Genomic DNA, 26,488 nt, shown 5'->3' with positions numbered 1-26,488 from the left:
CCGGGGGTGAAGGATGGGCCGGTGATCGTCGACTGGATGCTGACACCGCAGGAGCGGGAGAACCCGCAGGCCACCATCGACGACCACCGCTCCGACGGCACCGCCTGGTCGCAGGGCAACACGGTCCGTCCGCTCGTCCACGGCAAGCGCTACATGGCCGAGCTGCACGCGCGGATCTCCGCGATGGGCGAGGGCGACCGCTTCTACTTCACCGACTGGCGCGGCGACCCCGACGAGCAGCTCACCGACGACCCCGACAGCACGCTGACCAACGTCCTCGTGGCGGCCCTGGAACGAGGCGTGGACGTGCGCGGCCTGCTGTGGCGCTCGCACTGGTCGCGGCTCGGCTACTCCGCCGAGGGCCACCTCCAGCTGGGCGTCGCGATCGGCGAGGCAGGCGGCGAGTGCCTGCGCGACATGCGGGTTCGCGCCCGCGGCAGCCACCACCAGAAGCTCGTCGTGCTGCGGCACCGCGACGACCCCACGCGCGACGTCGCCTACGTCGGTGGCATCGACCTGTGCCACAGCCGCCGCGACGACGAGGCGCACGCCGGTGACGAGCAGCCGGAGACCCGGCTCGCCACGGCCTACGGCTCCACCCCCGGCTGGCACGACGTGCAGGCGGCCGTCACCGGGCCCGCGGTGCACGACGTCGAGACCACGTTCCGCGAGCGCTGGCAGGACTCGCTGCCCCTCACCATCAACCCCGGCCGCTGGCTGAGCAGCAAGGTGCAGGGCGAGAGCCTCGAGCCGCGTCCCCTCGGCGAGCAGTGGCCGGCCCCTCCCGCGCCGGACGGTGCGCACGACGTCGTCCAGGTGCTGCGCACCTACCCGCACCTGGCCCCCCGCGGCTTCGACTTCGCCCCCACCGGCGAGCGGTCGGTGATGAACGGCAACCTCAAGGCGCTCGGCAACGCCGAGAAGCTCGTCTACGTCGAGGACCAGTACCTGTGGTCCGAGGAGGTCGGCGACCACTACGCGCAGGCGCTGCGCGCCAACCCCGAGCTGCGCTGCGTCTTCGTGCTGCCGCTGGTGCCGGACGAGGAGGACCCGCTGCACCGGGTGCCCCAGCTCTACGGCCGCAGCCTCGCGATGAGCAGGATCATGGACGCCGGCGGCGACCGCGTCGCCGTGTTCGGGCTCAGCAACGAAGCCGGGCTGCCCGTCTACGTGCACGCCAAGACCTGCGTGGTCGACGGCCGCTGGGCCAGCGTCGGCTCCGACAACCTCAACCGCCGCTCCTGGACGCACGACTCCGAGGTCGCCGTCGCGGTGCTCGACTCGCGCGGCAGCCTCGACGACCCGGCGCCGGCCGACTCCTTCCCCCGGGTCCTCCTGCGCACCCTCGTGGCCGAGCACCTGGGCTGCGAGCCCGAGGCGGTGCCCAGCGACCCCCACGAGCTGTTCGACGCGATGGTCGCGTGCGCCGACGCCCTCGACGAGTGGTTCGCCGGCGGGGCCGACCCGGAGCCCGAGCCGGAGTCGGGCGTGCGCGGGCGCGTCGTGCGCCGCGTCGTCGGCTCCCGCCCGCACGTGCGGGAGCAGCTGGCCGCCAAGGTGCCTGCCCGGCTCGCCGACTCCTGGCGCGCGACGTCGTGGAAGGACGACGCCCGGGCCCGTGCGGACGCGGAGGCCACCGGGATCGTGGGCCGCGCCGGGGTCTCGGGCACCCGTCCCCCCGGCCGGCTGCGCCGGCTGGCGCCCCCGCAGCTGAACCGGGCCCAGATGCTCTGGGCACCGGTGCTCTACGAGAAGGCGTTCGACCCGGACGGGCGGCCGCCGGCGGGAGCGTGACCCCCGCCACACAGAACGACCGCGGTCGCTGAAACGATGCCGGGACCGACGTCGTGAGGAGACACCCGTGGACTTCGAGACCCTGCGCTGGGAGCTGGACGAGGACGGCATCCTGCTCCTGACCCTGCACCGGCCCGAGCAGCTCAACGCCTTCGACCTGACGATGGCCCGCGAGCTGCTGGCGGCGTTCCGTGCCGTCAAGGCCGACGACGCCGTGCGCGCGGTGGTCGTCACCGGGGCGGGGCGGGCGTTCTGCGCCGGCACGGACCTCACCGGCGAGGGCAACGTCTTCGGCCTCGACGAGACGCTCTCCCCCACTGCCGCCGACCTGCGCGAGCACCTGACCGAGGAGCCCTGGGAGAGCGGGGTGCGCGACACCGGCGGCAAGCTCACGCTGGCGATCCACGACTGCGACAAGCCGGTGGTGGCCGCGATCAACGGCGCCGCCGTCGGCATCGGCGCCACGATGACGCTCGCCATGGACGTGCGGATGGCCGGCACCCGGGCACGGATCGGGTTCGTCTTCGGCCGGCTCGGGATCGTGCCCGAGGCCGCGTCCTCGTACTTCCTGCCCCGGCTGATCGGCCTGCCGCGAGCCCTGGAGCTGGTCTACTCGGCCGACGTGGTGGACGCCGAGCACGCCCGGGAGGTGGGGCTGGTGCGGTCCGTGCACGAGCCCGAGGACCTGGTGCCGGCCGCCGTCGCGCTCGCCCGCTCGTTCGTGGTGGGGCGCTCGGCCGCCGCGGTCGCGATGACCCGTCGCCTGATGAACGCCGGCGCCGGCGCGACCCACCCGCTGGAGGCGCACCGCCGCGACAGCCTCGCGATGTGGCTGGCGTCCGTCGGTGACGGCAAGGAGGGTGTGGCCGCCTTCCTGGAGAAGCGCGACCCCACGTTCACCCGGCGTGCCACCGACGTGCCCGACCTGGGCTGACCCGGGTCCACCGACCCTGCCGTCGGGCCGAGGCCGCTGCCAGCATCGGCAGGGTGACCCCCTCCGTCGGCACCGACGACCCGAACCTCGACGGCCCGAACCTCGACGACCGGCGCCCCGACCAAGGGGGCAGCACGCTGCTCACGCCCGCGCCCTGGGTGCGCGCGGGGCGCCGGGTGCGCGACCGGCTGCCCACCGTCGACCCGGCACCGGCCGTCGGTGCCCTCCTCGGGCTGTGGGCCTCGCTCACCCCCTCGCTCCTGCCGCTGGGGCCCGTCCTCCAGGCGCTCGTCTCGGCCGTGTGCGCGTTCCTCGGCTACGGCGCCGGGGCGCTCGTCGGCTGGGTCGTGCAGGGTGGTCGCTCGTGGGGCGGGCCTCAGGCGCGGCGCCTGGCCCGACCCTGGATCGCCGGCCTCGGCGCCCTCGGGACGCTGGTGGCGCTGGTGCTCGGCCACCGGTGGGACGACCGGCTGCGCGACGCGGTGGGCCTGCCCCGCGACGGCGTCGGTGCCGACGTGAAGCAGGTGCTGCTCACCGCCGTCCTCCTCGTCCTCCTCGTCGCGGCCGCTCGGGGCGTGCGCCGCCTGGGGGCGTGGACGGCCACGCAGGTCGGACGAGTGCTGCCGCCGCGCCTCGCGCTGACCGTGGGCGCCACCCTGGTCGCCTGGGTGCTGTGGGGCCTGGCCACGGGCGTGCTCGGCGGCGCGGTCGTCGGGGCGCTGGACCGCACCTTCGCCGGCATCAACGACGACTACACCTCCGACGTCGACGCCCCCGTGGCCACCGAGCTCTCCGGCAGCCCGGACTCCCTGGTGGCGTGGGAGGACCTCGGCCGCCAGGGCCGCGTCTTCGTCACCAACGCGCTGAGCGCCGAGCAGGTCGCCGCGTTCACGGGCACCGCCGCCGAGCAACCCGTGCGCGCCTACGTCGGGGCGCCGGCGGGCACCGACGAGCAGGACCTCGCTACCCAGGCGGACCTCGCCGTCGCCGAGCTGGTGCGCGCCGGCGGCTTCGACCGGGCCGTGCTCAACGTGGCCACCGGCACGGGCCGCGGCTGGGTCAACGAGGACCAGGCCCGCGCGCTGGAGCTGATGTGGGGCGGCGACACCGCCACCGTCAGCATCCAGTACTCCTACCTGCCGAGCTGGATGTCCTACCTGGTCGACCAGGAGCGCGCGCAGGACGCCGGCAGGCTGCTGTTCGACGCGGTCTACGCGCACTGGGTGACGCTGCCGGCCGACGCCCGTCCGCTGCTGGTGGTCAGCGGCGAGAGCCTCGGCTCGTTCGGCGGTGAGGCCGCGTTCAGCGGCGCCCAGGACCTCGCGACCCGCACCGACGGCGCCCTGTTCGTGGGCCCGACCGCCAACAACCGGCTGTGGTCACGCTTCACCACCGAGCGGGACCCGGGCACGCCCGAGGTGCTGCCCACCTACGACGGCGGAGCGGTCGTCCGCTTCGCCGACCAGGAGTCCGACTGGACCGACCCGGGCCCCTGGACGGGCACCCGGGTCGGCTACCTCCAGCACGCCAACGACCCCATCACCTGGTGGGACTGGTCGCTGGCGTTCTCGGAGCCCGACTGGGCCGAGGAGCCCGCCGGGCGCGACGTGCTCCCCGAGACCGGGTGGCTGCCCGTGGTCACGATGCTCCAGCTCGCCGCCGACCAGGTGGTGGCGACCGAGGTGCCCGACGGCCAGGGCCACGAGTTCGGCCAGGCGCCGGCCCGGGCCTGGGCGCAGGTGCTGCCGCCCGAAGGTTGGGCCGCGACGGACACGGAGCGGCTCGTCGCGACCCTCGCCGACCTCGAGGGCGACCTGCTGGAGTGAGCCGTGGAGCGCGAGCGAAACAGCACCCGGTGGCGGGGGCCCGGTCCGAGTCCGGCCGGACCCCCGACCTCACCGCCTGCTCAGGCTCGAGTTCGATGCGGGCTCAGGCCTGGAGCGCACGTCCGCAGCGGGTGAGCGCCAGGTCGAGCGTCTCGACGAGGCGATCGGCGTCCGCCCGCGTGTAGGTCAGCATCGGGCGGATCTTGAGGACGCTGTTGTCCGGGCCCGCGACGGAGATCAGGACGTGCAGGTCCCGCATCGCGTTGATCAGGTCGTGCGCCATGGCCGGGTCCGGCTCCCGCGTCCCTCGGTCACGGACGATCTCCACCCCGATGAAGAGTCCGGCGCCGCGGACGTCCCCGACACAGGAGTGCCGGTCCATCAGGGTCCGTATGTCGGCCCTGATCGCGGCACCGAGGCGCTCGGAGTTGAGGTGGAGCTCACGCTCCTGGATCTCGTCCAGGACAGCGGCGGCCGCGGCAACGGCGGCACTGCTGCCGCCGAACGTGTTGAAGTACGCGATGTCACGGCCGAAGGGGCCGAACAGCTCGGGGCGACCGGCGAGGGCGGCGACCGGGAAGCCGTTGCCCATCGGCTTGCCCATGCTGACCAGGTCGGGAACGATCCCGTGGCGGGCAAAGCCCCAGAGACGGTCACCGGTCCGAGCGAAGCCGGGTTGCACCTCGTCCGCGATGAGGAGGGCGCCGGCACGGTGCGTCGCCTCGAGGGCCGGCCCGAGGACAGCCGGGTCCGAGAGGACCCCGTCGGATGCCATGATCGTGTCCACGAGGAACGCCGACGGCGCCACGCCACGCGCTCGAAGGCGGTCGAACGCGGCGGTGAGCTGCTCCGCGAAGTGGCGCCCCAACCCCTCCCCTCCACCCGCTCGGTAGGCATCGGGGGCGGGCACCGTTTCGACGTGCGCGCCGAGCGCGAAGTCCGAGCCCATGGCGGGGGAGGCCTTGGCGACGATGTCCGTGGTGCCGTGGTAGGCCTCGCTGGTCACCACCACGCCCGTGCCGCCGGTGGCGTGCTCCGCCATGCGAAGTGCCAGGTCGTTGGACTCTGAGCCGCTGTTGGTGAACATGACCTGGGAGACCTCGTCCGGCATCGTGGCCACGAGCCGCTCGGCGTAGTCCACGATGCCGTCCTGCAGGTAGCGCGAGTGCGTGTTGAGTCGCCGCATCTGCTCGTGCACGGCGGCCGCGACCCGCGGGTTCGCGTGCCCCACGCTGGGGACGTTGTTGTACGCGTCCAGGTACTCGTTGCCCTCGGCGTCCCAGACGCGCGTGTCCGCACCTCGCACCAGGTGCACCGGACGGTCGTAGAACAGCCGGTAGCTCGGACCCAGCACCCTGGTACGACGCGCGATCAGCTGGGCATCCTGCTCGGTGAGGTCGGCGCCGGAACCGGGCTGGAAGGAGTTCCCGTCGAGGATCGTTGACTTGCCCAACTCAGATTGTCCTTTCGAGGCCCGGCGCCGCCCGATGACGCTGCCTCGACAGTGCTCTCTCGACGGTGCTGCCCCGAACCGGGACCGCCGAGCACCGGCGGGCGCCTGACACGAGATGTTTGGTCGGCACTCTGGTCTGCATGTGCCGCTGCCGCTACCTTCTGCGCATACCATTTCTGGTGACAAGGACCGGCGTGAACGCCGCGTTACGAACGGAGGGGCGGTCGCATGGCCGACTACGACGAGGTGCTGGGTGCGGTGACCCGCCTGGCCTCGGACCTGCTGGAGCGCTCCGCGGTGAAGCTACCGCCCGAGCGCGAGCTGGCGGAGCGACTGGAGACCTCGAGGACCACGATACGCCGGGCACTGGGAACCCTGGAGGAGGCGGGAATCGTGCGCCGAGTGCGCGGCCGGGCCGGCGGCGCGTACCTGTCGGGCTGCGTGGTGAGGACACCGGATCCCGTCGGCGTCCTCGCGCCTGCGTCAGGCCGCAAGCTCGAGCGCAGCCTGGACCAGGTGCTCGGACTGCCCTGGATGCTGCGGAGCCAGGGCTTCATGCCCACCACCAAGGTCCTCCAGCTCACCCTGGAGCCGGCATCCGTCGAGGTCGCTGAGGGTCTTCAGCTAGAGCCGGAGAGCCCCGTGGTCTCGCTGCTGCGCCTGCGTTACGCCGATGGGGAGGCCATCTCGCTCGATCACGCGTACCTGGACGGCAAGCGCTTCGCCGGCATGCTGGACTGCGACATGACGCTGTCGATGTACGACACCCTGAGCGAGCGCTTCGCGTGCGACGTGACCTGTGCTGACGAGTGGCTGGAAGCCGTCGTGGCCCCGGCGCACGTGGCCGGGCTGCTCGACATCGCGGAGGGCGACGCCCTCATTCGCCTCACGCGTCTGGCCTACGACGAGCGCGGGCACCCGGTGGAGCACTCCTTCGATCTCTTCCGCTCCGACCGCTGTCGGTTCAAGGTGAGCCCCGGTGGCGCCACGGGCCCCGCCATCACGCCCCGGTGAACCAAATGTAACGCCGGCGAGGGTCACCAGAAATGGTTCACCTACAAAGTGGTAACCGATCCAGTCCAGAACCAGCGGAACATGACCACCTTCCGTGGCCACGGTGTCCACTCGTCCTGTCTGCACCACTCCCCGCGTCTCCAGCAAAGGCTTCACCATGACCTCCGCGACCGCGTCCCTCACCGTCTCCGACCTCACGCGCGGCTTCGCCGATGCCTCGCTCGACCCCGTACAGGTGCTGGAGGAGACGCTGGCCGCGGCTGAGCGAGCCCAGGACAAGTTCCGCGCAGTCGCCGCCACGGCGGACCGTGCGTCGGTGCTGGCGGAGGCCCTCGCGTCCCGAGAGCGGTGGGCGGCCGGCTCGCCCACCGGTCCGCTCGACGGCGTCCCGGTGGCGGTGAAGGAGAGCGTGCCCAGCAGCGGCTTCCCCCGCCGCCACGGGAGCATCGCCCACGAGCCCGTCGATCCGCCCGTCAGCGCACCGCTCGTGCACCGGCTCCGGGAGGCCGGGGCGATCATCTTCGCGACAACCGCGATGCCGGACTTCGCTGCCAACAACACCGGCATCAGCTCCGTGTACGGCGTCGTGGGCAACGCCTGGAACGCCTCGCGCACACCGGGCGGCTCCAGCGCCGGCAGCGCCTGCCTCGTGGCTGCAGGCGTCGCCCCCATCGCCATCGGCACCGACATGGGCGGCTCCGTCCGGCTCCCCGCGGCTCACCACGGCCTGTACGGCTTCAAGCCCACGCAGGGGCTGATCGCCTACTCGCCGAACGCCGTGCGCAGCGCCGGCCCGATGGCCCGCACCGTCGACGACATGGAGCTGCTGCTCTCCGTCGTGGGCCAGGAGGACCCGGTCGACCTGTCCTGCCTGCCCGGTCGGTACGCGCCCCGGGCCACGCCGCTGGACCTGGACGGCGTGTCCGTCGGCCTGGTGCGCCAGATGGGCGCCGGCACACCTGGAGGCGACGTCGAGGTCGCCGCCGCCGAGCAGCAGGCATCTCTCCTGGAGAAGGTGGGTGCCCGGATCGTCGACGTCGACGACACCGGGCTCGGTGAGGCCGATCTGCAGGCGCTGGCCACGTACTTCAACGCGAAGATGCTGGCGGAGCTGCACAGCATCCCCGAGGAGCGCCGCGCCCTCGTCACGGCACAGGTGGTCGCCGACTTCTCCTCAGCCAGACGGGCGACCGCGCTCGAGCTCGCGCAGGCCATGGACCAGCTCGAGTCGGCCAAGTCCCGCTTGCTCGCGGCCACCTCGGCCCACGACTTCCTGGTCACGCCGGTGATCCCCGTGTCCAGCTACCCCGCGGACGCCTTCCAGCCGGACGGTTCGCGCAACAACTACGACGTCATCCAGTACACGACCTGGTTCAACCAGACCTGCCAGCCCGCGGGCGTCGTCCCGGCGGGTCTCGACGTGGACGGCATGCCTGTTGGTGCGCAGGTCGTCGGCCGACGCTTCGCCGACGCCGACGTGGTGGCGGTCATGCGCGTGCTGGAGCGCGGCAACGTGCCGCTCTCCTACCCCTTCGTCTGACCCCTCCTGAGCACCAGTCCACCCCTGGTCGGCGCCGGAGTCCCGGGCGCCGACGACCAACCGCGAACGACAGGCTCCTCAGCGTGACCGCCACACCCGCGAGCTCACCCGCAGCGCTCCTCGACCACCTCCGAGGCCTGGACCGCTGGCCGTGGCCGACGCAGCACGCGCGGCTCACACCGCTGTCGGGGGGACTGAACAACAGCAACTGGCACCTGGACGTGGAGGGCACCTCTTACTTCCTCAAGCTGCCCGGCGCGGCGACCGAGGGGTTCGCCGACCACCGGCTCGCCGTCGCCGCCGCTCGGAGCGCGGCCGCACTGGGCGTCGGCCCCACGGTCGTGCACGAGGACGAGGAGCACGGGGTCCAGGTGCACGCCTTCCTGGACGGCTACCGACCACTGGACACCTACGAGGTCCTGAGCCCGGACCGGGCGCTCGACGTCGTGCGGATGTACCGGACCCTGCACGCGGGCCCTCTGCTCCCGGTCACGCGCGCCTACGACGACGACACCGACAGCGCCCTGGCCGACGCGCGTCGCCTACCGGGGCTGTTCCCCGCGTGGGCGAGCCCAGTGCTGGACGCCTGGCCCACGGTGCGGGCGGCGCTGCGCGCCGGCGGGTTCGACCCCATGCCGTGCCACAACGACCCGAACCCCTTGAACTTCATGTACCGACCTGGGCGGCCGCTGCAGCTGGTGGACCACGAGTTCGCCGCCAACAACGATCCAGCCTTCGAGGTGTCGGTGTTCCTGCGCATGCTCGACTTCACCGAGGGCCAGCGTCGAGAGCTGCTGGAGGAGTACCACGGTCGGCTCGAGGCTCGGCACGAGGCACGGATGCACCTGCTCACCTTCGCCTGCTACCTCCGCTTCGGTGTGTGGGCGCGGGAGAAGGCGCACGTGACCGACCCCGACTACGACTTCACCAAGTACGGCTCGGTCTACCTGCTGTCCGCCGCTGAGCTACTGCGCGACCCTCGGTGGTCGTCGTGGCTCGATGCCGCCCGCGGCTGAGGGGCCGACGTGCCGCTGCGTGACCGGTTGCTGGGTCTGCTCGTCGCCGTGCTGTGGGGTCTCGGCTTCCCCGCCACGTCCATCGCGCTGGACCACTACCCGCCGTTCCTCCTCGGGGCCCTGCGGTGCCTCGTCGTCGCGGTGCCCACCATGCTGCTCGTCCCGAGACCACAGGTGCCCTTCACCCGGGTCGTGGCGATCGGGTTCTCGCTGGGCGTGGTGCAGTTCGGGCTCGTCTACCTGGCGCTGGCTGCCGGGATGCCGGCGGGGCTGGCGTCCCTCCTCATCCAGCTCGCCGCACCGCTCACTGTCGTGCTGGGCGCCGTCCTGCTGCGCGAGCGGGTGACGCGACGTCAGGTGGTGGGGCTCTCGGTGGCCCTCGCAGCCCTCGGCGTGATCGCGGTCCACCGTGCCTCGGTCGCGCCGGTCCTGCCGATCGTCCTGACCGTCCTCGGGGCGGCCGGTTGGGCACTTGGCAACGTCGCCACACGGTGGGCGGCGGCACCGCAGGCGCTCCACCTCACCCTGTGGTGGTCCGTGGTGCCGGTGCTGCCGCTCCTGGTCCTGTCCCTGACCGTCGAGGGCCCCGCGATGATCACAGAGACGTTGGGCTCGGCGTTCTCACGCGAGACCGTGCCGTCCGACCTCGCCTTCGTCTATGTGTGCCTCGGTTCCACCGTGGGCGCGTACGCCCTGTGGTCGCTCCTGCTCTCCCGGCACGACTCGGCCCGAGTGGCACCGTTCGGGCTCCTCGTGCCGGTGTTCGGGCTGCTGTCGTCCTGGGCAGTCCTCGGCGAGGCCGTGGAGGCCATCGTCGTGGCCGCTGGTGCCGTGGTCCTCGCGGCGGTCGCATGGTCGTCCCGCGCCGATCTGCCGCCCGACGCGACCCGGCCGGACGTGGCGTTGCTGCCGGTGGTGCCGCCGATCCCGGAGGCACCACGCCAGGATGCGCCGGCCGCGGGCCAGCCCGCCCCGACCACCCCGCGCTCGGCACCGGCCGACTCCCTCGACGGCTGATCCCACCGAACGCCGGGCACCACACCGTCCCACGACGACCGAGCCCCCGCGGATGGGTCGCGGGGGCTCGGAGGACGAGGGCCGAGAAGGCTCAGAGGGAGGAGACCCAGCTCGTCCAGCGGGGGTCGCGCAGGTACTCCACCGCCTCGAGGAAGAACACTGACCCGTACTTCAGGTAGTCGTAGTCGGGGTCCGTCGCATGGGCCTTCTCGATGGCCCAGAGGCCCATCCTCACCAGCATCCCGACGTAGCAGACCCGAAGCCGCGCCTCGTGCCGCAGCTCGTAGCGGCCGTGGTACTCCTCCAGGAGCGCGGCTCGCGTGAGGTCGGAGAAGTTGTAGAAGCACAGCAAGCTGCTCAGCTCGAACGTCGGGTCGTTGTTTGCCGCGAACTCGTAGTCGACGAGCTGCAGCGGGTGCCCCGGCCGCACCATCATGTTCGTGAAGTTGGGGTCGTTGTGGCAGGGGGCGACGTCGTAGCCGGAGGCCACCAAGGACTGCTCCGCCTCGTGCCACACGGTGATCACCCGCTCCATCCACGGAGCGAGCCGGATGCCCGCCGTGCGTACCTGGTCGATCACGGCGCGGGCCTCGTCCATGGTCGTGCGCGCCGGGCCTGGGAGCAACGGTCCTGCGTGCAGCCGCCGGTATAGCGCCACGACGTCGTGGATGACGTCCGTGCCGGTCAGCTCGTCGGCGACCAGGGGGCGGTAGCCCGACAGGAACTCAGTCACCTCCACGCCGGAGATCCGGTCGTAGTAGACGACGTCGGGGCCCACCCCGGCGCGGGCCGCGGCCCTGGCGGCCGCGTGCGCGAGGTCTCGGTCGACGTACGCGTCCGTACCGGTCCCCGGGAGCTTGAGGAACAGCTCCTCCCCCCTGGCCACCTGCATCCGCCAGTTGCTGTTGTTGAGGCCGCCACCGATGGGAGACATCGTGATGTCGAGCCCCGCCCACGGCCAGGCAGGCAGCCCGTCGAGCACGGCGATCACCGCCTCCGGGTCGGCCGCCACCCCGCTCATGCCGCCGCCTTCCAGTCGCGGAAGCTCGCGTCCTTGAGCGCCCAGAGGCCACGCCGGGTCCGGTGGACGCCGTACAGCTCAGGCACGAAGCCCTTGTCGTCCTTGCACGCGGTCGCGATCCGGGACACGTAGGCCCACCGCAGGTCGTCGGCGATGGCGTAGAGCTGTGCACGGGCATAGGCGGACCGGTCGAAGGAGCCCCAGAACCAGGTGAAGACGTCCTCCGGCTCGGCCAGGTGCGGGCACAGCTCCGCGATGAGGCACCCGGCGGTGAACAGGGGGTCGACTGCTGCGGCGAAGGTGCCCCCCACGAGCTGCAGCCGGCCGGCCGCGTCCACCATGACGTTGCCCGTGGTGACGTCGGCGAAGGACGGAACGGGAGGCGGGCCGTCCGCGAGCAGCGCCCGCAGCTCCACGACGACCCGCTCCAGCGGCTCGGTCTCGGCCGGCGGCACCACGGGCAGCGTGGCGAGCACCCCGCGCAACCGCGCGAGATCGGCGAGGACGTCCAGGACCGGCAAGTCCACGTCGAGGTCGCCGATCTGCCGGAAGGCGTCGACCATGCTCTCCACCCGCAGGGGAACGGCCATCCGTGCGTAGGTGGCCACCCGGTACCCGCTGGCTCTCAGGTCCGGCATCTCCAAGCCCTCGTCGACTTCGGTGACCCACGGGCCGAGCCCTGCGTCGGCCGCGGCACGCCGGAGCGCCACCTCGGCCCCGGGGGTGGTCAGGTGTGCCGCGTGGGGCCGGGCCGACTTCCGGACCACGCCGGGGTGCACCGCGGAGACGAGCAGGCGGCTGTTACCGGACCACCACCCTGGCCCACCGGCGGCGATGCTGTCGTCGGCCGACCAGGGGCCGCCGAGGTCAGGCTCGCTCATGCGCCGGTGACCTCTGCCTCGATGACCGGGTAGTCCAGTCGCCCGTTCTCGGCCTCCAGGAGCCGCATCACACCCACGACGTCCGCGTCCGCGAAGCGTCGCCCCGCGACCTGCACGCAGACCGGGGTACCCGAGGAGGTCGTGCCGGTGGGGACGACACCGGCTGGCTGACCGGTCTGGTTGAACCAGGCGGCGAACGGCATCTGGTCGTAGGTGTGCCGTGCCGCGGGCGGGAACGGGGAGTCCGCGGGGAAGGAGGTGGTGGCGGTGGCGGGGGTCAGCAGCAGGTCGTGGTCGGACATCAACCCGTAGATGCGGTTCCGGGCACTGTCGACGGTCTCGAGCGCCTGGCCGTGGGCCAGGGCGGAGAGCCCGTAGCCCTCCTCGAGCTGCTCGTAGACCTCCGGGATGACGACCGATCTGCGGCTGCTGGGCACGGTGTGCAGCTCGACGAGGAGACGCACCTGGAAGAAGACCTTCATCGCCTCCAGCTCGGCCTCGGAGATGACGGGCTCGTGCACGTCCACCAGGACGGCGCCGAGGCGTTCGAGCACCGCCGCCTGACGCTCCAGCTCCGCGACCTCCTCCGCACCGGCGCGGAGCCCGGGGCCCATCTGTCGGATGACCCCGATCCGTCGACCGGCGAGGTCGTAGGGCTCCGTCCGGGGCTCGTAGCGCCCGGGCAGGCAGCTGAGGTCGGAGGGGTCCTCCTGCCCGATGACGGTGAGCAAGGCTTCCATGTCGTCGACGGTGCGCGCCAGGGGGCCCGCGCTGCGGACCGAGTTCGGGGTGTAGGCGATGCGCCCCTGGGTGGGCTTGATGGCGTAGAGGCCTTGGTGCGCGGCCGGCATCCGGACCGAGCCGCCGGCGTCGGTGCCGACAGCCACGGCCCCGACCCCGGCTGCCACCAGCGACGCGGCGCCCGAGCTGGAGCCTCCGGTCGTGGTGCTCGGGTCCCAGGGGTTCCGAACGATCCCGTAGGCCGAGCTCATGCCCGAGCCCAGGAGCGCGAGGTCCGGCATGGCGGTCGTGGCGAAGACCAGTGCGCCTGCCTCTGCCAACCGGTGGACGATGGGAACGCTCGTGGTGGGGCGCAGCACCTCGTGCGCGGCACTGCCGTGCCGGCGCGGGAAGCCCGCCATGGGCACGCTCTCCTTGATCGACAGGGGCACCCCGTCGAGCGGGCCCAGCGAACGGCCCTCTCGCCAGCGCTCACGGGCCGCTCGCGCACCGTCGAGGACGCTCCCGGGCTCCGCGAACGCTGCGACCGCCGAGAGTCGGACCTGCGCGAGGTGCGCTCGCTCCATCGTCTCCTCAGCGACGTCCACCGGGTCGATCTCGCCGGTGGCGTAGCCGCAGGTGAGCTCCGCGGCGGTCAGCGCGGACAGGGGCAGGCACCGTTCGGTGTCAGGCATGGTCTCCTCGTTCTGGGTCCTGCTCGTCAAGCAGCGGGTAGTGGCAGGCGACGCTGCGGCGGGTGCCGATCTGCAGCAGCGCCGGCTCGTCGGTCGCGCACCGTTCGGTCGCACGCGGACACCGGGTACGGAACCGGCAGCCGGACGGCGGATTCATCGGCGAGGGCAGCTCGCCCTGGAGCGCCGGCTCGTTGCCGCGGGCCCGTGGGTCGGCGACCGGCGAGGACGCCAGCAACGCCCGCGAGTACGGGTGGGCCGGCCGCTCGTAGAGGTCCTCGACCTCAGCGATCTCGACGAGCTTCCCCAGGTACATCACCCCCACGCGGTTCGAGACGTGTCGGACCACGTCCAGGCCGTGGGCGATGAACACGTACGTGAGGTTCAGATCGCGCTGCAGGTCCATCAGCAGGTTCAGGATCTGCGCCTGCACCGAGACGTCGAGCGCTGACACCGCCTCGTCCGCCACGACCAGCTTCGGCTTCATGACGATGGCGCGCGCGATGCTGATGCGCTGTCGCTGCCCGCCCGAGAACTCGTGCGGGAACCGGTCCAGCGTCCGCGCCGGGTCGAGGCCAACCATCTCTATCGCCTCGGCCACCGCCCGTTCCCGGGAGGCCCGATCGCCGACGTGGTGGGCCCGCAGCGGCTCCTCCACGATGCTGCGGATCCGCCACCGCGGGTTGAGCGACCCGTACGGGTCCTGGAACACCATCTGCGTGTCCCGGCGGAAGCGGCGGATCTGGGAACCTCGCATGCCCGACAGGTCGTGTCCCTCGAAGGAGGTCGACCCACCGGTCGGCTCGTACAGGCCGGTCAGCACGCGCGCGACCGTCGACTTCCCGCACCCGGACTCCCCGACCAGCCCCAGGCACTCGCCGCGGAGCACGTCGAGGGTGACGCCGTCCACGGCGTGGACGTAAGAGGCGCGGCCGAGGCCCCCGCCGACCCGGAAGCGCATCTCGACGTCACGCAGCGAGGCGATGACGTCTGGGTCGTGCTCGGGGCCTGCCGTCTGCTGGTCCGCGCGCGTGGCCTGGGTCATGCGGTGTCTCCGTCGTGCTCGTCGGGGTGCTGGTGGAGGGCTGTGGCGGCAGCCAGGACCGGAGCCTCGTCCGCCCGGTGGCACGCCACGGTGCTGCCCTCCAGCGGCCTGGGAACGGGGATCTCGGTGGCACAGCGGTCGGTGGCGAACGCGCACCGAGGGTGAAAGCTGCACCCGGACGGACGGTTCCCGATGCTCGGCATCGTGCCGGGGATGGCGTGCAGCCTGCTACCAGGCACACCCTGCCGGGACGGGATCGAGGCGAGCAGGCCCTGCGTGTAGGGGTGGCGCGGACGGGCGAACAGCTCCTCCGCCGTGCCCTGCTCCACGATCTTCCCGGCGTACATCACCAAGATCCGGTCAGCCATCTGTGCCGCCACCCCCATGTCGTGGGTGATGAGCACGACCGACATGCCGTAGCGGTCGCGCAGGGAGCGCAGCAGACCGAGGATCTGCGCCTCGGTGGTCACGTCGAGCGCGGTCGTCGGCTCGTCGGCGATGAGCAGGCGGGGCCTGCAGGCGATGGCCATGGCGATGAGCACCCGCTGCCGCAGACCTCCGGAGAGCTGGTGCGGGTACTGCTTGGCACGCAGCCGGCTGTCGGGCATCCCGACGTCGTCGAGCAGCTTGAGGACCTCGTCACGCACGGTGCGCTTCGTGGCTCGACCGTGCAGCAGCAGCATCTCCCCGATCTGCCGAGAGACGGTGTGCACCGGGTTCAGAGCCGACATCGGTTCCTGGAAGATCATGCTCAGGTGCTCACCCCGCGCGGAGCGCGCCTCCTTCTGCGATGCCGTCGCCAGGTCCTGGCCGCCGATCCGGATGGCACCGGACCGGATGGTCCCGCCCTCGAAGTCGATCAACCGCATGATCGACATCGACAAGGCGCTCTTGCCGCTACCACTCTCGCCGACGATGCAGACCGTCTCGCCCGGCGCCACGCTGAGGCTGACACCGTCCACGGCGCGCAGGTCGTCGTCCGCCGCCCCGAAGCCGACGTGCAGGTCCTCCACCTCGAGGACAGCGGTCTGCTCGATCGTCGTCGGCTCGGGTGCCGTCGTGTCCACCACCATCACTGCTCTCCTTCTCGTCGTGAGCCTGCGGCAGCTGCTCCGCCGCGCGAACCGGTCTCCTGCCCGCCCGTGGCAGGGCGCTCTCGTTCCGGCGAGGGCCTCCTCATGCGCGACCACCCGCCCGGGAGTGCGGGTCCAGCCAGTCACGGAGGGCATCACCCACGACGTTGAGCGCGAGCACGGCGCCCACGATCGCGATACCGGGCACGAAGACGAACCAGGGGTCGAGCGTCAGGTAGACCTGGGCGTCGGAGAGCATGTTGCCCCAGGAGGGTGTCGGCGGGACGGCCCCGAGGCCCAGGTAGCTGAGTCCGGCGTCCAGCAGGATGGACTCGGCGAAGACGAACGTGCCGCGCACGATGATCGGCGAGACGGCGTTCGGCAGGATGTGCCGGAAGAGGATCGTGCCGGATCGGCTGCCGCCGGCCCGGGCAGCCTCGATGAAGGGGGCCTCCTTCAGCTGCAGCGTCGACGACCGCACGACGCGGGAGATGCGTGGCCAGAAGGCGAGCGCCAGGGCGATCACCTCGGCACGCACGCCGGCACCGAGCACCGACACCATCGCGATCGCGAAGAGGAACGCGGGGAACGCCAGGACGCCGTCGATGAGACGGGACAGCGTCGCGTCGACGGCCTTGGAGTAGCCGGTGGCCAGGCCGGTGACGATGCCGAGCGCCACCGCCAGGACGGTCACCAGGGCGCCGACGGCGAGCGACGTGCGCGCTCCGATGGCGATGCGGGCGAACAGGTCGCGGCCGAGGTCGTCGGTACCGAGCAGGTTCCCCGACGAGGGGCCCTGGAGCCGCAGGGCGGGGTCCTGGTCGTAGGCCGCGTCGGACCAGGTGCTCCCGACGAGCGCCATCACGACGTACAGCACGAGGACGACCGTCGCGACGACGGCGAAGGGGTGGGAACGCGCGAAGCGGGTCGCCCCCCGCAGCCGGCCGGGGCCTCGCCCGGGTGCGGGGGCGCCGCCGGGCTCCGTGGTCGAGGTGGTCGGGGCCACCGGGGTGTCGGTCGCCATCAGGCACTGATCCTTGGGTCGAGGTAGGAGTAGAGAAGGTCCGTGACGAGGTTGACCAGCACGTAGCAGATGGCCACGAACATCACGGCGCCCTGGATCACGGGCAGGTCGCGCTGCTCGATGGAGAGGATGAGGAGGTTTCCGATCCCGGGGATCGCGAACACCATCTCGATGATGATCACGCCGCCCAGGAGGCCCGCGACCGCGTTGCCGATCTCCGTCAGGGTCGGGAGCATGGCGTTGCGCAGGGCGTGACCGACCAGCACGGAGCGCTCGCCCAGGCCCTTCGCCCGGGCGGTGCGCACGAAGTCCTCGTGCAGGACCTGGAGGAGCCCGTCCCGGAGCATGCGCGCCAGGAGCCCCGCCTGCTGGATGGCCAGCACGAAGCCCGGCAGGACCAGGTGCGACAGCCACGGCCAGAGTCCCTCGCTCAGCGGGACGTACCCGGCCACGGGAAACCAGCCGAGGTTGACCGCGAAGAGCGAGACCAGCATCAGGGCGGCCCAGAAGTTGGGGATGGAGATGCCCAGCAGCGAGCCGGACATGAACAGCGGGTCGAGGAGCGAGTCCCGCTTCCAGGCCGCGAGGATGCCGGTCGGGATCGCAATGAGCAGCGTCATCACCATGGCCACGACGGCCAGGGACAGGGTGGTCGGGATGCGGTCCACGATCATGCTGGTCACCGGTTCCTGGCTGTAAGCGGAGACGCCCAGGTCGCCGGTCACCGCCCCACCGATCCAGCTGATGAACTGCTCCCACAGGGGGCGGTCGTAGCCCAGCTGCGCGTTCAGGGCCGCCACGCTCTCCGGCGAGGCCTGACTGCCCAGGATGACCGCGGCCGGGTCCGTCCCCGTCAGGTGGATCATCAGGAAGACCAGGATGCCCACCACGAGAACGGTCGGCACGAGGCTGACCACCCGCCTCGATATCGTTCCGCCCACTGCACGTCGCCTTTCGCTGTTGCTCGTGGCCAGGAGGTCCCTCCCGGCCGCCGTCGAGCGGTGCGGTGCTCCGTTGCACCGCACCGCTCGCGGTGTTCACCGGGCCACGACGGCCCGGGGCCTGCTCAGTCGGTCTTCCAGGAGTTCCACAGGACCGGCAGACCGTTCTTGTAGTCCGCGTAGCCCTGGAGCTGGTCGTTGGACAGGGTGACCGGGGTGATGAGCGGCCCCAGCCAGGACGGCATCTCCGCGAAGTAGACCTCGGAGATCTGGTCCATGGCTGCCGACTTGGCGTCGTCGTCCGTGGCGTTGTTCCAGGCGTCCAGCGCCGCCGTCATGGCGTCGCTGGTGTAGCCGTTCCACTCGGTCGGCTTGATCCAGACCGTGACCTCGGGCCCGCTGGTGGGCTGGTAGTAGTCGGCGGCGAAGGTGTAGCCGCCCGGCTCCTCGAGCCGGTACTTCAGGTAGGTCGGCCAGTCCTCGACCTGCAGGTCCACGTTCATCCCCACGTTGTTGAGCTGCTCCTGCACGGCGAGGCTCATCTGGTAGATGATCGGGAAGTCCTTGGTCGTGAGGAGCTTCAGGGTCTCCCCGTCGTACCCGGCCTTGTCCAGGTACTCCTGGGCGAGCTCGACGTCCGGGATGTCCGTGCCCACGACGTGCCCCTCGGTGCCGGCCTCGGTGTGGACGTTCGACTGCACCTCGGGGAAGAGGGCCCGGTCGGTGGAGAAGAGGTCCTCGTTGCCGGCCACCAGCATGCCGACGCTCTCCTGGTCGAGCGCGGCGTCGAGAGCGAGCCGCATGTTCACGTCGTCGAAGGGGGCGATGGTGTGGTTCAGGTCCAGTGCGAGCCGGTTTCCCAGGGGTGCCACGTGGGCCTCCGTGCCGGCGACGTCCTTGACCGCGTCGTAGACGCTGGCGCTGATCTCGGTAGCGATGTCGTACTGGCCGGTCTGCACACCGGAGATCTGCACGTTCTGCTCGGAGACCACGGCGTAGGTGATGGTGTCGGCGTAGGCCTCCTTGCGCCCGGCAAGCCCGCCCCAGTCGGTCTCGTCGCGCGCGTCGTAGTCCTCGAACCGCTTGAGGACCACGGAGTCGCCGGCAGTCCACGAGTCGAACTGGTAGGGGCCGGTGCCGATGATGTCCTCGTTGGCGATCAGGTCGGTCCCGGCGGCGTCGGCGATCTCGGCCGGCATGATCGCAGCGGCCTGGTCAGCGCTGGACAGCAGGCTGATCAGGTTGGCGTTCGGTGACTTCAGGGTGATCTCGACGGCGCTGTCGCCTGACTCCTCGACGCTGACGACGTTGGGCGCCAGCTCCTTGCCGGCATCCGAGACCAGCATCCAGCGCTCGAGCGAGGACACTACGTCGACCGGCTCCATGTCGTCACCGTTGTGGAAGGTGACGCCCGTGCGCAGGTTGATCGTCCAGACGAGCCCGTCGTCGCTCACCGAGTAGTCGGTGGCCAGCATCGGACGCGGGACGAAGTCCTTGTCCGTGGCATAGAGCGTCTCGAAGATGTGCCAGGCGATCTGCTCCGTGTTGACGGCGTACTGCGTGCTCCAGTCGAGCGTCGTGGGCGCCGCCGCGAAGGCCACGGTGATGTCCCCGCCCCGAACAGGGTCACCGGAGGCCTCGGGGGAGCTCGAGCTCGAGCTGGAAGCGCACGCCGACAGGACGAGGGCGAGTGTCGCCAGGGCGACTCCACCAATCCGTCCGCGGTGGCGGGTGGCCAACTTCATCTTTCTCTCCTCGTGGGATCTGAGCGCGGTCCGCGCTGCGGGGAACCGACACCGGAGGACGCCCCGACAGGGGTGCCGCACCGACGTCCCCGCGCGCCTCACCACGGCCTCAGGTACACGCCTGTGACCGGTGGTCGGCCGAGGGGAGAGACCGTCCACCGGTCTCGTTCAGTTCGACGAGAAGAGTTGAACCCGCCACCATTTCTGGTCAGGACGCCAACCCATTACACGCTCGTAATAATTGGCCGACCTTCATTCACCATGCGTTTCAGCAGGTGACGACGGTGGCGCACGGCACCTTGTGACGGAGATGACGTCATCCTGTGGATGCCGAGGCGACCATCAATGGACCACCCGTCTCGAGCCGAGATGCCCGAGCAGCCTCGTTTCGCCGACCAGGAGGCTGGGTGGTCGGTCCAGCAGAGCTGTGGTCTGGGACGAGACGCGTACCTCCTCGTGCGGCCTCCTCACGTCCGGGCTCCGCGTCCAGGACCTCGCCTGTTACAGCGCCCCGAAGGTCCAGGAGATCTCGTGCCGGTAGGTCTCCCCCGGCCGCAGCACCGCGGACCCGAAGTGAGGATGGTGCGGGGTGTCGGGGAAGAGCTGGGGCTCCAGCGCGATCCCGTCGCCCTGACGCAGCAGGGTGCCGTCGCGGCGCGGGTGCCGACCGTCCAGGAAGTTGCCCGTGTAGACCTGCAGGCCCGGCCGGTCGCTCCCGATCGTCACGCGGGTGCCGGTCCGCGCGGACGTCAGCGTCGCCACCGTGCGCTGCCCGGTGCCGCGCACGACCAGGGTGTGGTCCAGCCCCTGGGCCGCGGCCACCTGCGGGTGGCCTGACCTGGCGACGTCCCCCAGGCGTGTGGGCTCCCGCAGGTCGAACGGGGTGCCCTCGACGGGCTCCACCGGGCCGAGAGGGATGCCGGTGGCGTCCACCGGCAGGTAGCCGTCGGCGGGCACCTCGAGCAGCAGGTCGTCCACGCCGTGGCCATCGAGGTCGAGGTAGAGGTGGCTGGTGAGGTTCACGAGGGTGGGGGCGTCCGTCTCGGCGCCGAGCACCAGGCGGACGCTCTCGCCGGCCACCTCGTAGCGGGCGGTGACGGCGAGCCGGCCGGGGAACCCCTGGTCCCCGTCCTCGCTGAGCAGGCCCAGCTCGACGTGGTCCGGGCCGTGGGAGAGCACGTCCCACGTCCGGGTGTCGAAGCCGGCCGGCCCGCCGTGCAGGTGGTGCCCGCGGTCGGAGGTGCCCACCCGCACCTCGCGGCCGTCGAGGGTGAACGTGCCGTCCGCGATGCGGTTGGCGTACCGGCCGACCACGGCGCCGAGGAAGTAGCCGCCGTCGGCGTACTCCTGCGCGCCGGCGTAGCCGAGGGTGACGTCGCGGCGCGCACCGTCCCCGCCCGTCACCTCGAGACGGCGGACGGCGGCCCCCAGGTCGAGCACCTCCACCAGCGGCCCCGGGGCCGCACCGATGACGTGGGCGCGCACCGGGCGGCCGTCGTCCAGGGTGCCGAGGAGCCTGCCCCGCGGGTCGGGCACGCTCACACCGCCCGCACGGCGGTGCGCTCGACCACGAGGGCGGCCGACCAGCTCTTCATGAACGCCTCGAAGCCGGCGACGTCGGCGCGGTCGGGCTCGAGCGCGGTCGGCTCGTCGCCGAGCACGTGGGCCAGCCACGCGGTCAGGTCGAGGTCGCGCCGCTCGCGGACGCCGTACGCAGCGAGCAAGGCGATCCCCCAGGCACCGCCCTCGGTGGCGCCGTCGGCCACGCTCACGGGCGTGTCGAGGGCGGCGGCGAGCAGCCGCTGGGCGACGCCCGGGGTGGTGAACAACCCGCCGTGGGCGAAGATCCGCTCCACCCGCACTCCCTCGGTCTCCGAGAGCACGTCCATCCCCCGCCGCAGGGTCGCGAAGGCGGACGAGAGCTGCACGCGCATGAACGTCGCCAGGCTGAGCGTGCTGTCGGGCCGACGGACGACGAGCGGGCGGCCCGCCTCGAGTCCGGTCACCGGCTCGCCGGAGAGGTAGTTGTAGGCGAGCAGGCCACCGCCGTCCGGGGCCCCGTCCAGCGCGGTGCGGACGACGGCGTCGAACACCGCCCCCGGGTCCGCGGCCGCGCCGACGGCCGCCGCGACCTCGTGGAAGAGCCGCGCCCAGGCCTCCAGCTCGCTGGCGCCGTTGTTGCAGTGCACCATCGCGACCGGGTCGCCGGCCGGCGTGGTCACCAGGTCGATCTCGTGGTGCCGCCCGGCCAGCGCGCCCTCCAGCACGACCATCGCGAAGATGCTCGTCCCGGCGCTGACGTTGCCGGTGCCGGGCTCCACGGAGCGGGTGACGACCATCCCCGTGCCGGCGTCGCCCTCGGGCGGGCAGACGGCCGCGCCCGGCTCGAGCGTCCCGGTGGGGTCGAGGAAGCGGGCGCCGTCCTCGGTGAGGTGGCCGGCGGGCTCGCCGGCCCGCAGCACCCGCGGCAGGAGCGGCCGCAGGCCCCCGCGCACGGCGGAGCCGGCCAGCAGCGCGTCGGTGCGCTCCAGGCGGGCGGCGTCCCAGTCCCCGTCGAGCACCGGGAACATGCCGCTGGCGTCGCCGACGCCGAGCACGCGCTCGCCGGTGAGCCGCTCGTGCACAAGGCCGGCGAGCGTGGTCAGGTGCGCGAGGCGTCCGAGGTGCTCCTCCTCGTCCAGCACCGCCTGGTAGAGGTGCGCGACGCTCCAGCGCAGCGGGATGTTCACCTCGAGCGCGTCGCTGAGGGTGGCGGCCGCCCGGTCGGTGTGGGTGTTGCGCCACGTGCGGAAGGGCGTGAGCAGCGCGCCGTCGGCGTCGAGGGCCAGGTAGCCGTGCATCATCGCCGAAACCCCGCAGGCGGCGAGCCGGGTCAGCGGGGTGCCGTGGCGGCGCTCCACGTCGGCCGCCAGCGCGGCGTAGGCAGCGCGGACGCCGGCCACGACGTCGTCCAGGTCGTAGGTCCACAGGCCGTCGACGAGCCGGTTCTCCCAGGCGTGCGACCCGGTGGCGATCGTGGCCTGGTCGGGCCCGATGAGCACGGCCTTGATCCGGGTGGAACCCAGCTCGATGCCGAGCACGGCCTCCCCGTCGCGCACGGCGCGGGACGCGGTGGTCTCGCTCATCCTCAGAGCCGCTCGGCGAGACGGTGGTAGGCCGCGTTCCAGCGCAGCTCGCGCTGGAAGCCCCGCGTGGTGGTGGACCCGTCGATCGCCACGAGCTCGGTGGCCACCGCGTCCGCGAAGTCCTCGAGCACCTCGCGGTCGACCGCGGTGGAGAGCACGGTGTGGTGGGGCGCGCCGGCCATCAGCCACGCCTCGGCGGAGGTGGAGAGCGAGGGACGCGGCTCCCAGACCGCGCACGCGACGGGCAGCCGCGGCAGGTCCTCGTCCGGCTGCACCAGGTCGACCTCGTTGAGCGTCAGCCGGAACCGGTCGCCCATGTCGGAGATGCCGACGACGATGCCGGGGCCGCTGTCGGCGACGAACCGCAGGCGCACCGGCTCCTCGCGTCCGCCGATGCCGAGCGGGTGGACCTCGAGGGTCGGGGTGGCGCTGGTGATGGTCGGGCAGACCTCGAGCATGTGGGCGCCGAGGATCTTCTCCGAGCCGGGCACCAGGTGGTACGTGTAGTCCTCCATGAACGAGGTGCCGCCGGGCAGGCCGGCGCCCATGCTCTTCACGGCGCGCAGCAGCACCGACGTCTTCCAGTCGCCCTCGCCGCCGAAGCCGTAGCCGTCGGCCATGAGTCGCTGGACGGCCAGCCCGGGCAGCTGCCGCAGGCCGCCGAGGTCCTCGAAGTTGGTGGTGAAGGCGCCGAAGCCGCCGTCGGTGAGGAACCGCCGCAGCCCCACCTCGACGCGGGCGCCGTAGCGCAGGGAGTCCTCGCGCTCGCCGCCCGGCAGCAGGGCCGGGTCGACGGTGTAGAGGTCGGCGTACTCCTTGACGAGCGCGTCGATGTCGGCGTCCTCCACCGCGTCCACCACGGCGACCAGGTCGTTGACGCCGTAGGTGTTGACCGAGACGCCGAAGCGCAGCTGGGCGTCGACCTTGTCGCCCTCGGTGACCGCGACGTCGCGCATGTTGTCGCCGAAGCGCGCCAGGCGCAGGTTCCGCAGCTCGTGCCGACCGAGCGCCGCACGGACCCAGGCCTCGACCCGGCGTCCGACCTCCGGGGAGGAGACGTGGCCGGCGACGGTCTTGCGGGCCACGCCGAGGCGCGACTGCACGTACCCGAACTCGCGGTCGCCGTGGGCGGCCTGGTTGAGGTTCATGAAGTCCATGTCGATGGTCGACCACGGCAGCTCCACGCCGTGCTGCGTGTGCAGGTGCAGCAGCGGCTTGGCCAGCGCGTCGAGCCCGGAGATCCACATCTTCGCCGGGGAGAAGGTGTGCATCCACGCGATCACGCCGACGCAGTCGGGGTCGCTGTTGGCGGCGAGCATCTGCCGGTGGATGGAGCCGGCGTCGAGCAGCACGGGCTGCCAGACGACCTCGACGGGCAGGCCCGGGCGGGCCGCGAGGCGCTCGGCGATCTCGCGGGACTGGGTAGCGACCTGGTCGAGCGTCTCGGGGCCGTAGAGGCCCTGGCTGCCGGTGAGGAACCAGACCTGGGGGCGGGCGTCGTTCACGGGGTTCTCCTGATCGGGCCGGTCGCGCTCAGCGCTGGCCGTAGACGTTCTGGTAGCGGTCGAAGAGCGCGTCGACCGCCGACTGCTCGATGGGCACCGGCGTGCCGAGGGCCCGGGCGTGGTGGACGGTGCGCGCCACGTCCTCGCACATGACCGCGGCCTTGACGGCAGCCCTGGCGGTCGGGCCCACGGTGAAGACGCCGTGGTTGCGCATGAGGACGGCGGGCGAGCGGCTGCCGCGCAGGGTCTCGACGATCCCGCGGCCGATGGAGTCGTCGCCGATGATCGCGAACGGGCCGACGGGGATCTCGCCGCCGAACTCGTCGGCGCACATGGTCAGCACGCAGGGCACCGGCTCGCCGCGGGCGGCCCAGGCGGTGGCGAAGGTCGAGTGCGTGTGCACCACGCCGCCCACGTGGGGCAGGTGCCGGTAGACGTAGGCCTGGGCCTCGGTGTCGGACGAGGGGGCGTGCTCGCCCTCCACGACGCGGCCGTCGAGGTCGCAGACGACCATGTTCTCCGGCGTGAGGTCGTCGTAGGCGACGCCACTGGGCTTGATCACCAGCAGGTCGTGGCCGGGCACGCGGGCCGAGACGTTGCCGGCCGTCCACACCACCAGGCCGTAGTCGGTGAGGTGCCGGTGCAGGCCGGCGACCTCGCGGCGCAGGCCCAGGACGGTGTCGACGACGTCGGCGGTGATGCTCATGCGGGCTGCCCTCGGGGTCTCGATGGGGTGCCGGGGTCCCTGGCACCGTGTGACGTGGCTCATTGTGAGCGCTAACATTTCACCGCGTCAAGAGCCTGCCTCCCGCAGCTCGACGGATCAGGCCCGAGCGGCGGAGTCGCGCACGACCAGGTGCGGCACGAGCAGCGGCACCGGGGTCGGCGGCTGGCCCGTCCCGCCCTCGATGGCCTGGAGCGCGAGCCCGACAGCCCGCTCCCCCAGCTCGCTGAACCGCTGGGCGACGGTGGTGAGCGCCGGCCAGGTGTAGGCCGCCTCGGGGCTGTCGTCGAAGCCGACGACGCTGAGGTCGTCCGGCAGGCTCAGACCGGCGTCGTGCAGGGCCTTGAGCAGCCCCATCGCGGTGGCGTCGTTGGCGGCGAAGACGGCGGTCACGTCGTCGCGGGCCGCGAGCAGGGCGCCCGCGGCGTGGCCACCGGCCGCCGACCAGTCCCCCGCGAGCTCCGGGCCGGGCTCGAGGTCGCGCTCGCGGTGCGCGGCCAGCCAGCCCTCGCGGCGCTGGACGGCCTCGGCCCAGTCGAGCGGGCCGGCGACGTGCGCGACGCGGCGGTGACCGAGGTCGAGCAGGTGCCCGACCGCGGCGCGTGCGCCCGCGACCTGGTCGATCCCGACGGCCAGGTGGTCGCCGGGCTCGACGCCCTGCACGAGGACGAGCGGCACCGGGAGGTCCATCGCGCGGGCCGCCTCGATCGCCGGGCGGTGCGCGGCGGCCACGAGGACGGCCTCGACCGCCTGGTCGAGCAGCCGCTCGACCGCGACCCGCACCGTGCTCGGCGAGACCGTCTCCAGCCCGACCAGCGAGACGTCGTAGCCGACCTCGCGGGCCGCGGCGTCGACCGACGCGGCGATCCGGCTCGGGCCGTGCAGCGCCAGGTGGGCCGAGACCATCCCCAGCCGCGCCGAGCGGTTGGTGACCAGGGCGCGGGCGGCCGAGTTCCGGCGGTAGCCCAGCTCCTTCATCGCCTGCTCGACCCGCTCGCGGGTCTCGGGCCGCACCAGCGGGGACTTGTTCAGCACGCGGGAGACGGTCTGGTGCGAGACGCCGACGTGCGCCGCCACGTCGGCCATGCTCGGCGAGGAACGGCGGGCGGGCATGGGGGTCAGCCTAGGACTGCGGCCACGCGGGCGACCGGCGGTGGCTCCGCAACCGATCGTCGCGTCGACATGGTTGCCGGCCGACCGCCCGTCGCCGCCGCCCGCACCGGCGGTGCGTGGGCAACCGATCGCGTCCACGAGTCGGTTGCCTGCTCACCGCCGATCGGCGGGTCGGCAGTCGGCGGGTCGGCAAAGACCCGCCCGACACCCTTGCGATGTGGCGTGCGCCACACGCATGATGGGACGCGTGACTTATGTTAACGCTAACATACACCGATCCCACCG

21 protein-coding genes are annotated in these 26,488 nt (G+C 72.2%); 7 read left to right on the top strand and 14 right to left on the bottom strand.

Annotated features, from left to right (window positions below; translation table 11 throughout):
• Positions 1 to 21 precede the first annotated feature (21 nt).
• The 3 genes from M8316_RS21035 (at position 22) to M8316_RS07980 (ending at position 4,554) form a co-directional block, all read left to right on the top strand.
• Positions 22 to 1,794, top strand: coding sequence for a phospholipase D family protein (locus M8316_RS21035; protein ID WP_308195976.1), 1,773 nt, complete (start codon positions 22 to 24; stop codon positions 1,792 to 1,794).
• 67 nt (positions 1,795 to 1,861) lie between these two features.
• Positions 1,862 to 2,728 (top strand): crotonase/enoyl-CoA hydratase family protein, encoded by an 867-nt coding sequence (locus M8316_RS07985; RefSeq protein WP_250053553.1) that lies wholly within the window; start codon positions 1,862 to 1,864, stop codon positions 2,726 to 2,728.
• A gap of 53 nt (positions 2,729 to 2,781) precedes the next feature.
• A complete protein-coding gene (locus M8316_RS07980; RefSeq protein ID WP_250053550.1) occupies positions 2,782 to 4,554 on the top strand; it encodes an alpha/beta hydrolase in 1,773 nt (590 codons plus the stop codon).
• A gap of 103 nt (positions 4,555 to 4,657) precedes the next feature.
• Here M8316_RS07980 and M8316_RS07975 read toward each other — a convergent pair whose 3' ends face one another.
• Positions 4,658 to 6,007, bottom strand: coding sequence for an aspartate aminotransferase family protein (locus M8316_RS07975; RefSeq protein WP_250053548.1), 1,350 nt, complete (start codon positions 6,005 to 6,007; stop codon positions 4,658 to 4,660).
• A 228-nt stretch (positions 6,008 to 6,235) separates the two neighbouring features.
• On the opposite strand from M8316_RS07975, the gene M8316_RS07970 reads away from it, so the two are divergent.
• From M8316_RS07970 to M8316_RS07955, 4 genes are all read left to right on the top strand, one after another.
• Positions 6,236 to 7,021, top strand: a complete 786-nt coding sequence (locus M8316_RS07970; RefSeq protein ID WP_250053546.1) for a GntR family transcriptional regulator — start codon at positions 6,236 to 6,238, stop codon at positions 7,019 to 7,021.
• Positions 7,022 to 7,178: 157 nt separating this feature from the next.
• Positions 7,179 to 8,561, top strand: coding sequence for an amidase (locus M8316_RS07965; protein WP_250053544.1), 1,383 nt, complete (start codon positions 7,179 to 7,181; stop codon positions 8,559 to 8,561).
• 83 nt (positions 8,562 to 8,644) lie between these two features.
• Positions 8,645 to 9,577: a choline kinase family protein gene (locus tag M8316_RS07960; protein ID WP_250053542.1), complete on the top strand. Its 933-nt coding sequence runs from the start codon at positions 8,645 to 8,647 to the stop codon at positions 9,575 to 9,577.
• Positions 9,578 to 9,586: 9 nt separating this feature from the next.
• Positions 9,587 to 10,594: an EamA family transporter gene (locus tag M8316_RS07955; protein WP_250053540.1), complete on the top strand. Its 1,008-nt coding sequence runs from the start codon at positions 9,587 to 9,589 to the stop codon at positions 10,592 to 10,594.
• Positions 10,595 to 10,685: 91 nt separating this feature from the next.
• Here M8316_RS07955 and M8316_RS07950 read toward each other — a convergent pair whose 3' ends face one another.
• The 13 genes from M8316_RS07950 to M8316_RS07890 form a co-directional block, all read right to left on the bottom strand.
• Positions 10,686 to 11,615 (bottom strand): choline/ethanolamine kinase family protein, encoded by a 930-nt coding sequence (locus M8316_RS07950; RefSeq protein WP_250053538.1) that lies wholly within the window; start codon positions 11,613 to 11,615, stop codon positions 10,686 to 10,688.
• A complete protein-coding gene (locus M8316_RS07945) occupies positions 11,612 to 12,496 on the bottom strand; it encodes a phosphotransferase family protein (RefSeq protein WP_250053536.1) in 885 nt (294 codons plus the stop codon). The genes M8316_RS07950 and M8316_RS07945 overlap by 4 nt, the downstream gene beginning before the upstream one ends.
• Entirely contained in the window at positions 12,493 to 13,911 is a 1,419-nt protein-coding gene (locus M8316_RS07940) for an amidase (RefSeq protein WP_250053534.1), read from the bottom strand. Before M8316_RS07940 ends, M8316_RS07945 begins: the two co-directional genes overlap by 4 nt.
• A complete protein-coding gene (locus M8316_RS07935) occupies positions 13,904 to 14,953 on the bottom strand; it encodes an ABC transporter ATP-binding protein (RefSeq protein WP_372490569.1) in 1,050 nt (349 codons plus the stop codon). The genes M8316_RS07940 and M8316_RS07935 overlap by 8 nt, the downstream gene beginning before the upstream one ends.
• Positions 14,950 to 16,026: an ABC transporter ATP-binding protein gene (locus tag M8316_RS07930; protein WP_250053531.1), complete on the bottom strand. Its 1,077-nt coding sequence runs from the start codon at positions 16,024 to 16,026 to the stop codon at positions 14,950 to 14,952. The genes M8316_RS07935 and M8316_RS07930 overlap by 4 nt, the downstream gene beginning before the upstream one ends.
• Before the next feature lie 103 nt (positions 16,027 to 16,129).
• Positions 16,130 to 17,050: an ABC transporter permease gene (locus M8316_RS07925; protein ID WP_250053529.1), complete on the bottom strand. Its 921-nt coding sequence runs from the start codon at positions 17,048 to 17,050 to the stop codon at positions 16,130 to 16,132.
• A complete protein-coding gene (locus M8316_RS07920) occupies positions 17,050 to 17,967 on the bottom strand; it encodes an ABC transporter permease (RefSeq protein WP_308195975.1) in 918 nt (305 codons plus the stop codon). The genes M8316_RS07925 and M8316_RS07920 overlap by 1 nt, the downstream gene beginning before the upstream one ends.
• 149 nt (positions 17,968 to 18,116) lie before the next feature.
• Positions 18,117 to 19,592: an ABC transporter substrate-binding protein gene (locus M8316_RS07915; RefSeq protein ID WP_250053527.1), complete on the bottom strand. Its 1,476-nt coding sequence runs from the start codon at positions 19,590 to 19,592 to the stop codon at positions 18,117 to 18,119.
• A gap of 645 nt (positions 19,593 to 20,237) precedes the next feature.
• A complete protein-coding gene (locus M8316_RS07910; protein ID WP_250053526.1) occupies positions 20,238 to 21,272 on the bottom strand; it encodes an aldose epimerase family protein in 1,035 nt (344 codons plus the stop codon).
• Between the two features lie 2 nt (positions 21,273 to 21,274).
• A complete protein-coding gene (locus M8316_RS07905) occupies positions 21,275 to 22,861 on the bottom strand; it encodes an FGGY-family carbohydrate kinase (RefSeq protein ID WP_250053525.1) in 1,587 nt (528 codons plus the stop codon).
• 2 nt (positions 22,862 to 22,863) lie between these two features.
• Positions 22,864 to 24,366 (bottom strand): L-arabinose isomerase, encoded by a 1,503-nt coding sequence (gene araA, locus M8316_RS07900; RefSeq protein ID WP_250053524.1) that lies wholly within the window; start codon positions 24,364 to 24,366, stop codon positions 22,864 to 22,866.
• A 28-nt stretch (positions 24,367 to 24,394) separates the two neighbouring features.
• A complete protein-coding gene (locus M8316_RS07895) occupies positions 24,395 to 25,072 on the bottom strand; it encodes an L-ribulose-5-phosphate 4-epimerase (protein WP_250053523.1) in 678 nt (225 codons plus the stop codon).
• A 117-nt stretch (positions 25,073 to 25,189) separates the two neighbouring features.
• On the bottom strand, positions 25,190 to 26,203 hold the full coding sequence (locus tag M8316_RS07890; protein ID WP_250053521.1) for a LacI family DNA-binding transcriptional regulator: 1,014 nt from the start codon (positions 26,201 to 26,203) through the stop codon (positions 25,190 to 25,192).
• Positions 26,204 to 26,488: the final 285 nt, after the last annotated feature.

It is taken from the genome of Nocardioides bruguierae, from assembly GCF_023554635.1.
Lineage (GTDB): Bacteria > Actinomycetota > Actinomycetes > Propionibacteriales > Nocardioidaceae > Nocardioides > Nocardioides bruguierae.
This window is presented reverse-complemented; position numbering and strand designations above follow the sequence as displayed.

Bases quoted from the DNA above. Each gene is read 5' to 3' on its own strand.
- M8316_RS07905 (WP_250053525.1), bottom strand. From the start codon at position 22,861: ATGAGCGAGACCACCGCGTCCCGCGCCGTGCGCGACGGGGAGGCCGTG.
- M8316_RS07965 (WP_250053544.1), top strand. From the start codon at position 7,179: ATGACCTCCGCGACCGCGTCCCTCACCGTCTCCGACCTCACGCGCGGC.
- M8316_RS07940 (WP_250053534.1), bottom strand. From the start codon at position 13,911: ATGCCTGACACCGAACGGTGCCTGCCCCTGTCCGCGCTGACCGCCGCG.
- M8316_RS07935 (WP_372490569.1), bottom strand. From the start codon at position 14,953: ATGACCCAGGCCACGCGCGCGGACCAGCAGACGGCAGGCCCCGAGCAC.
- M8316_RS07925 (WP_250053529.1), bottom strand. From the start codon at position 17,050: ATGGCGACCGACACCCCGGTGGCCCCGACCACCTCGACCACGGAGCCC.
- M8316_RS07950 (WP_250053538.1), bottom strand. From the start codon at position 11,615: ATGAGCGGGGTGGCGGCCGACCCGGAGGCGGTGATCGCCGTGCTCGAC.
- M8316_RS07945 (WP_250053536.1), bottom strand. From the start codon at position 12,496: ATGAGCGAGCCTGACCTCGGCGGCCCCTGGTCGGCCGACGACAGCATC.
- M8316_RS07930 (WP_250053531.1), bottom strand. From the start codon at position 16,026: ATGGTGGTGGACACGACGGCACCCGAGCCGACGACGATCGAGCAGACC.
- M8316_RS07890 (WP_250053521.1), bottom strand. From the start codon at position 26,203: ATGCCCGCCCGCCGTTCCTCGCCGAGCATGGCCGACGTGGCGGCGCAC.
- M8316_RS07970 (WP_250053546.1), top strand. From the start codon at position 6,236: ATGGCCGACTACGACGAGGTGCTGGGTGCGGTGACCCGCCTGGCCTCG.
- M8316_RS07895 (WP_250053523.1), bottom strand. From the start codon at position 25,072: ATGAGCATCACCGCCGACGTCGTCGACACCGTCCTGGGCCTGCGCCGC.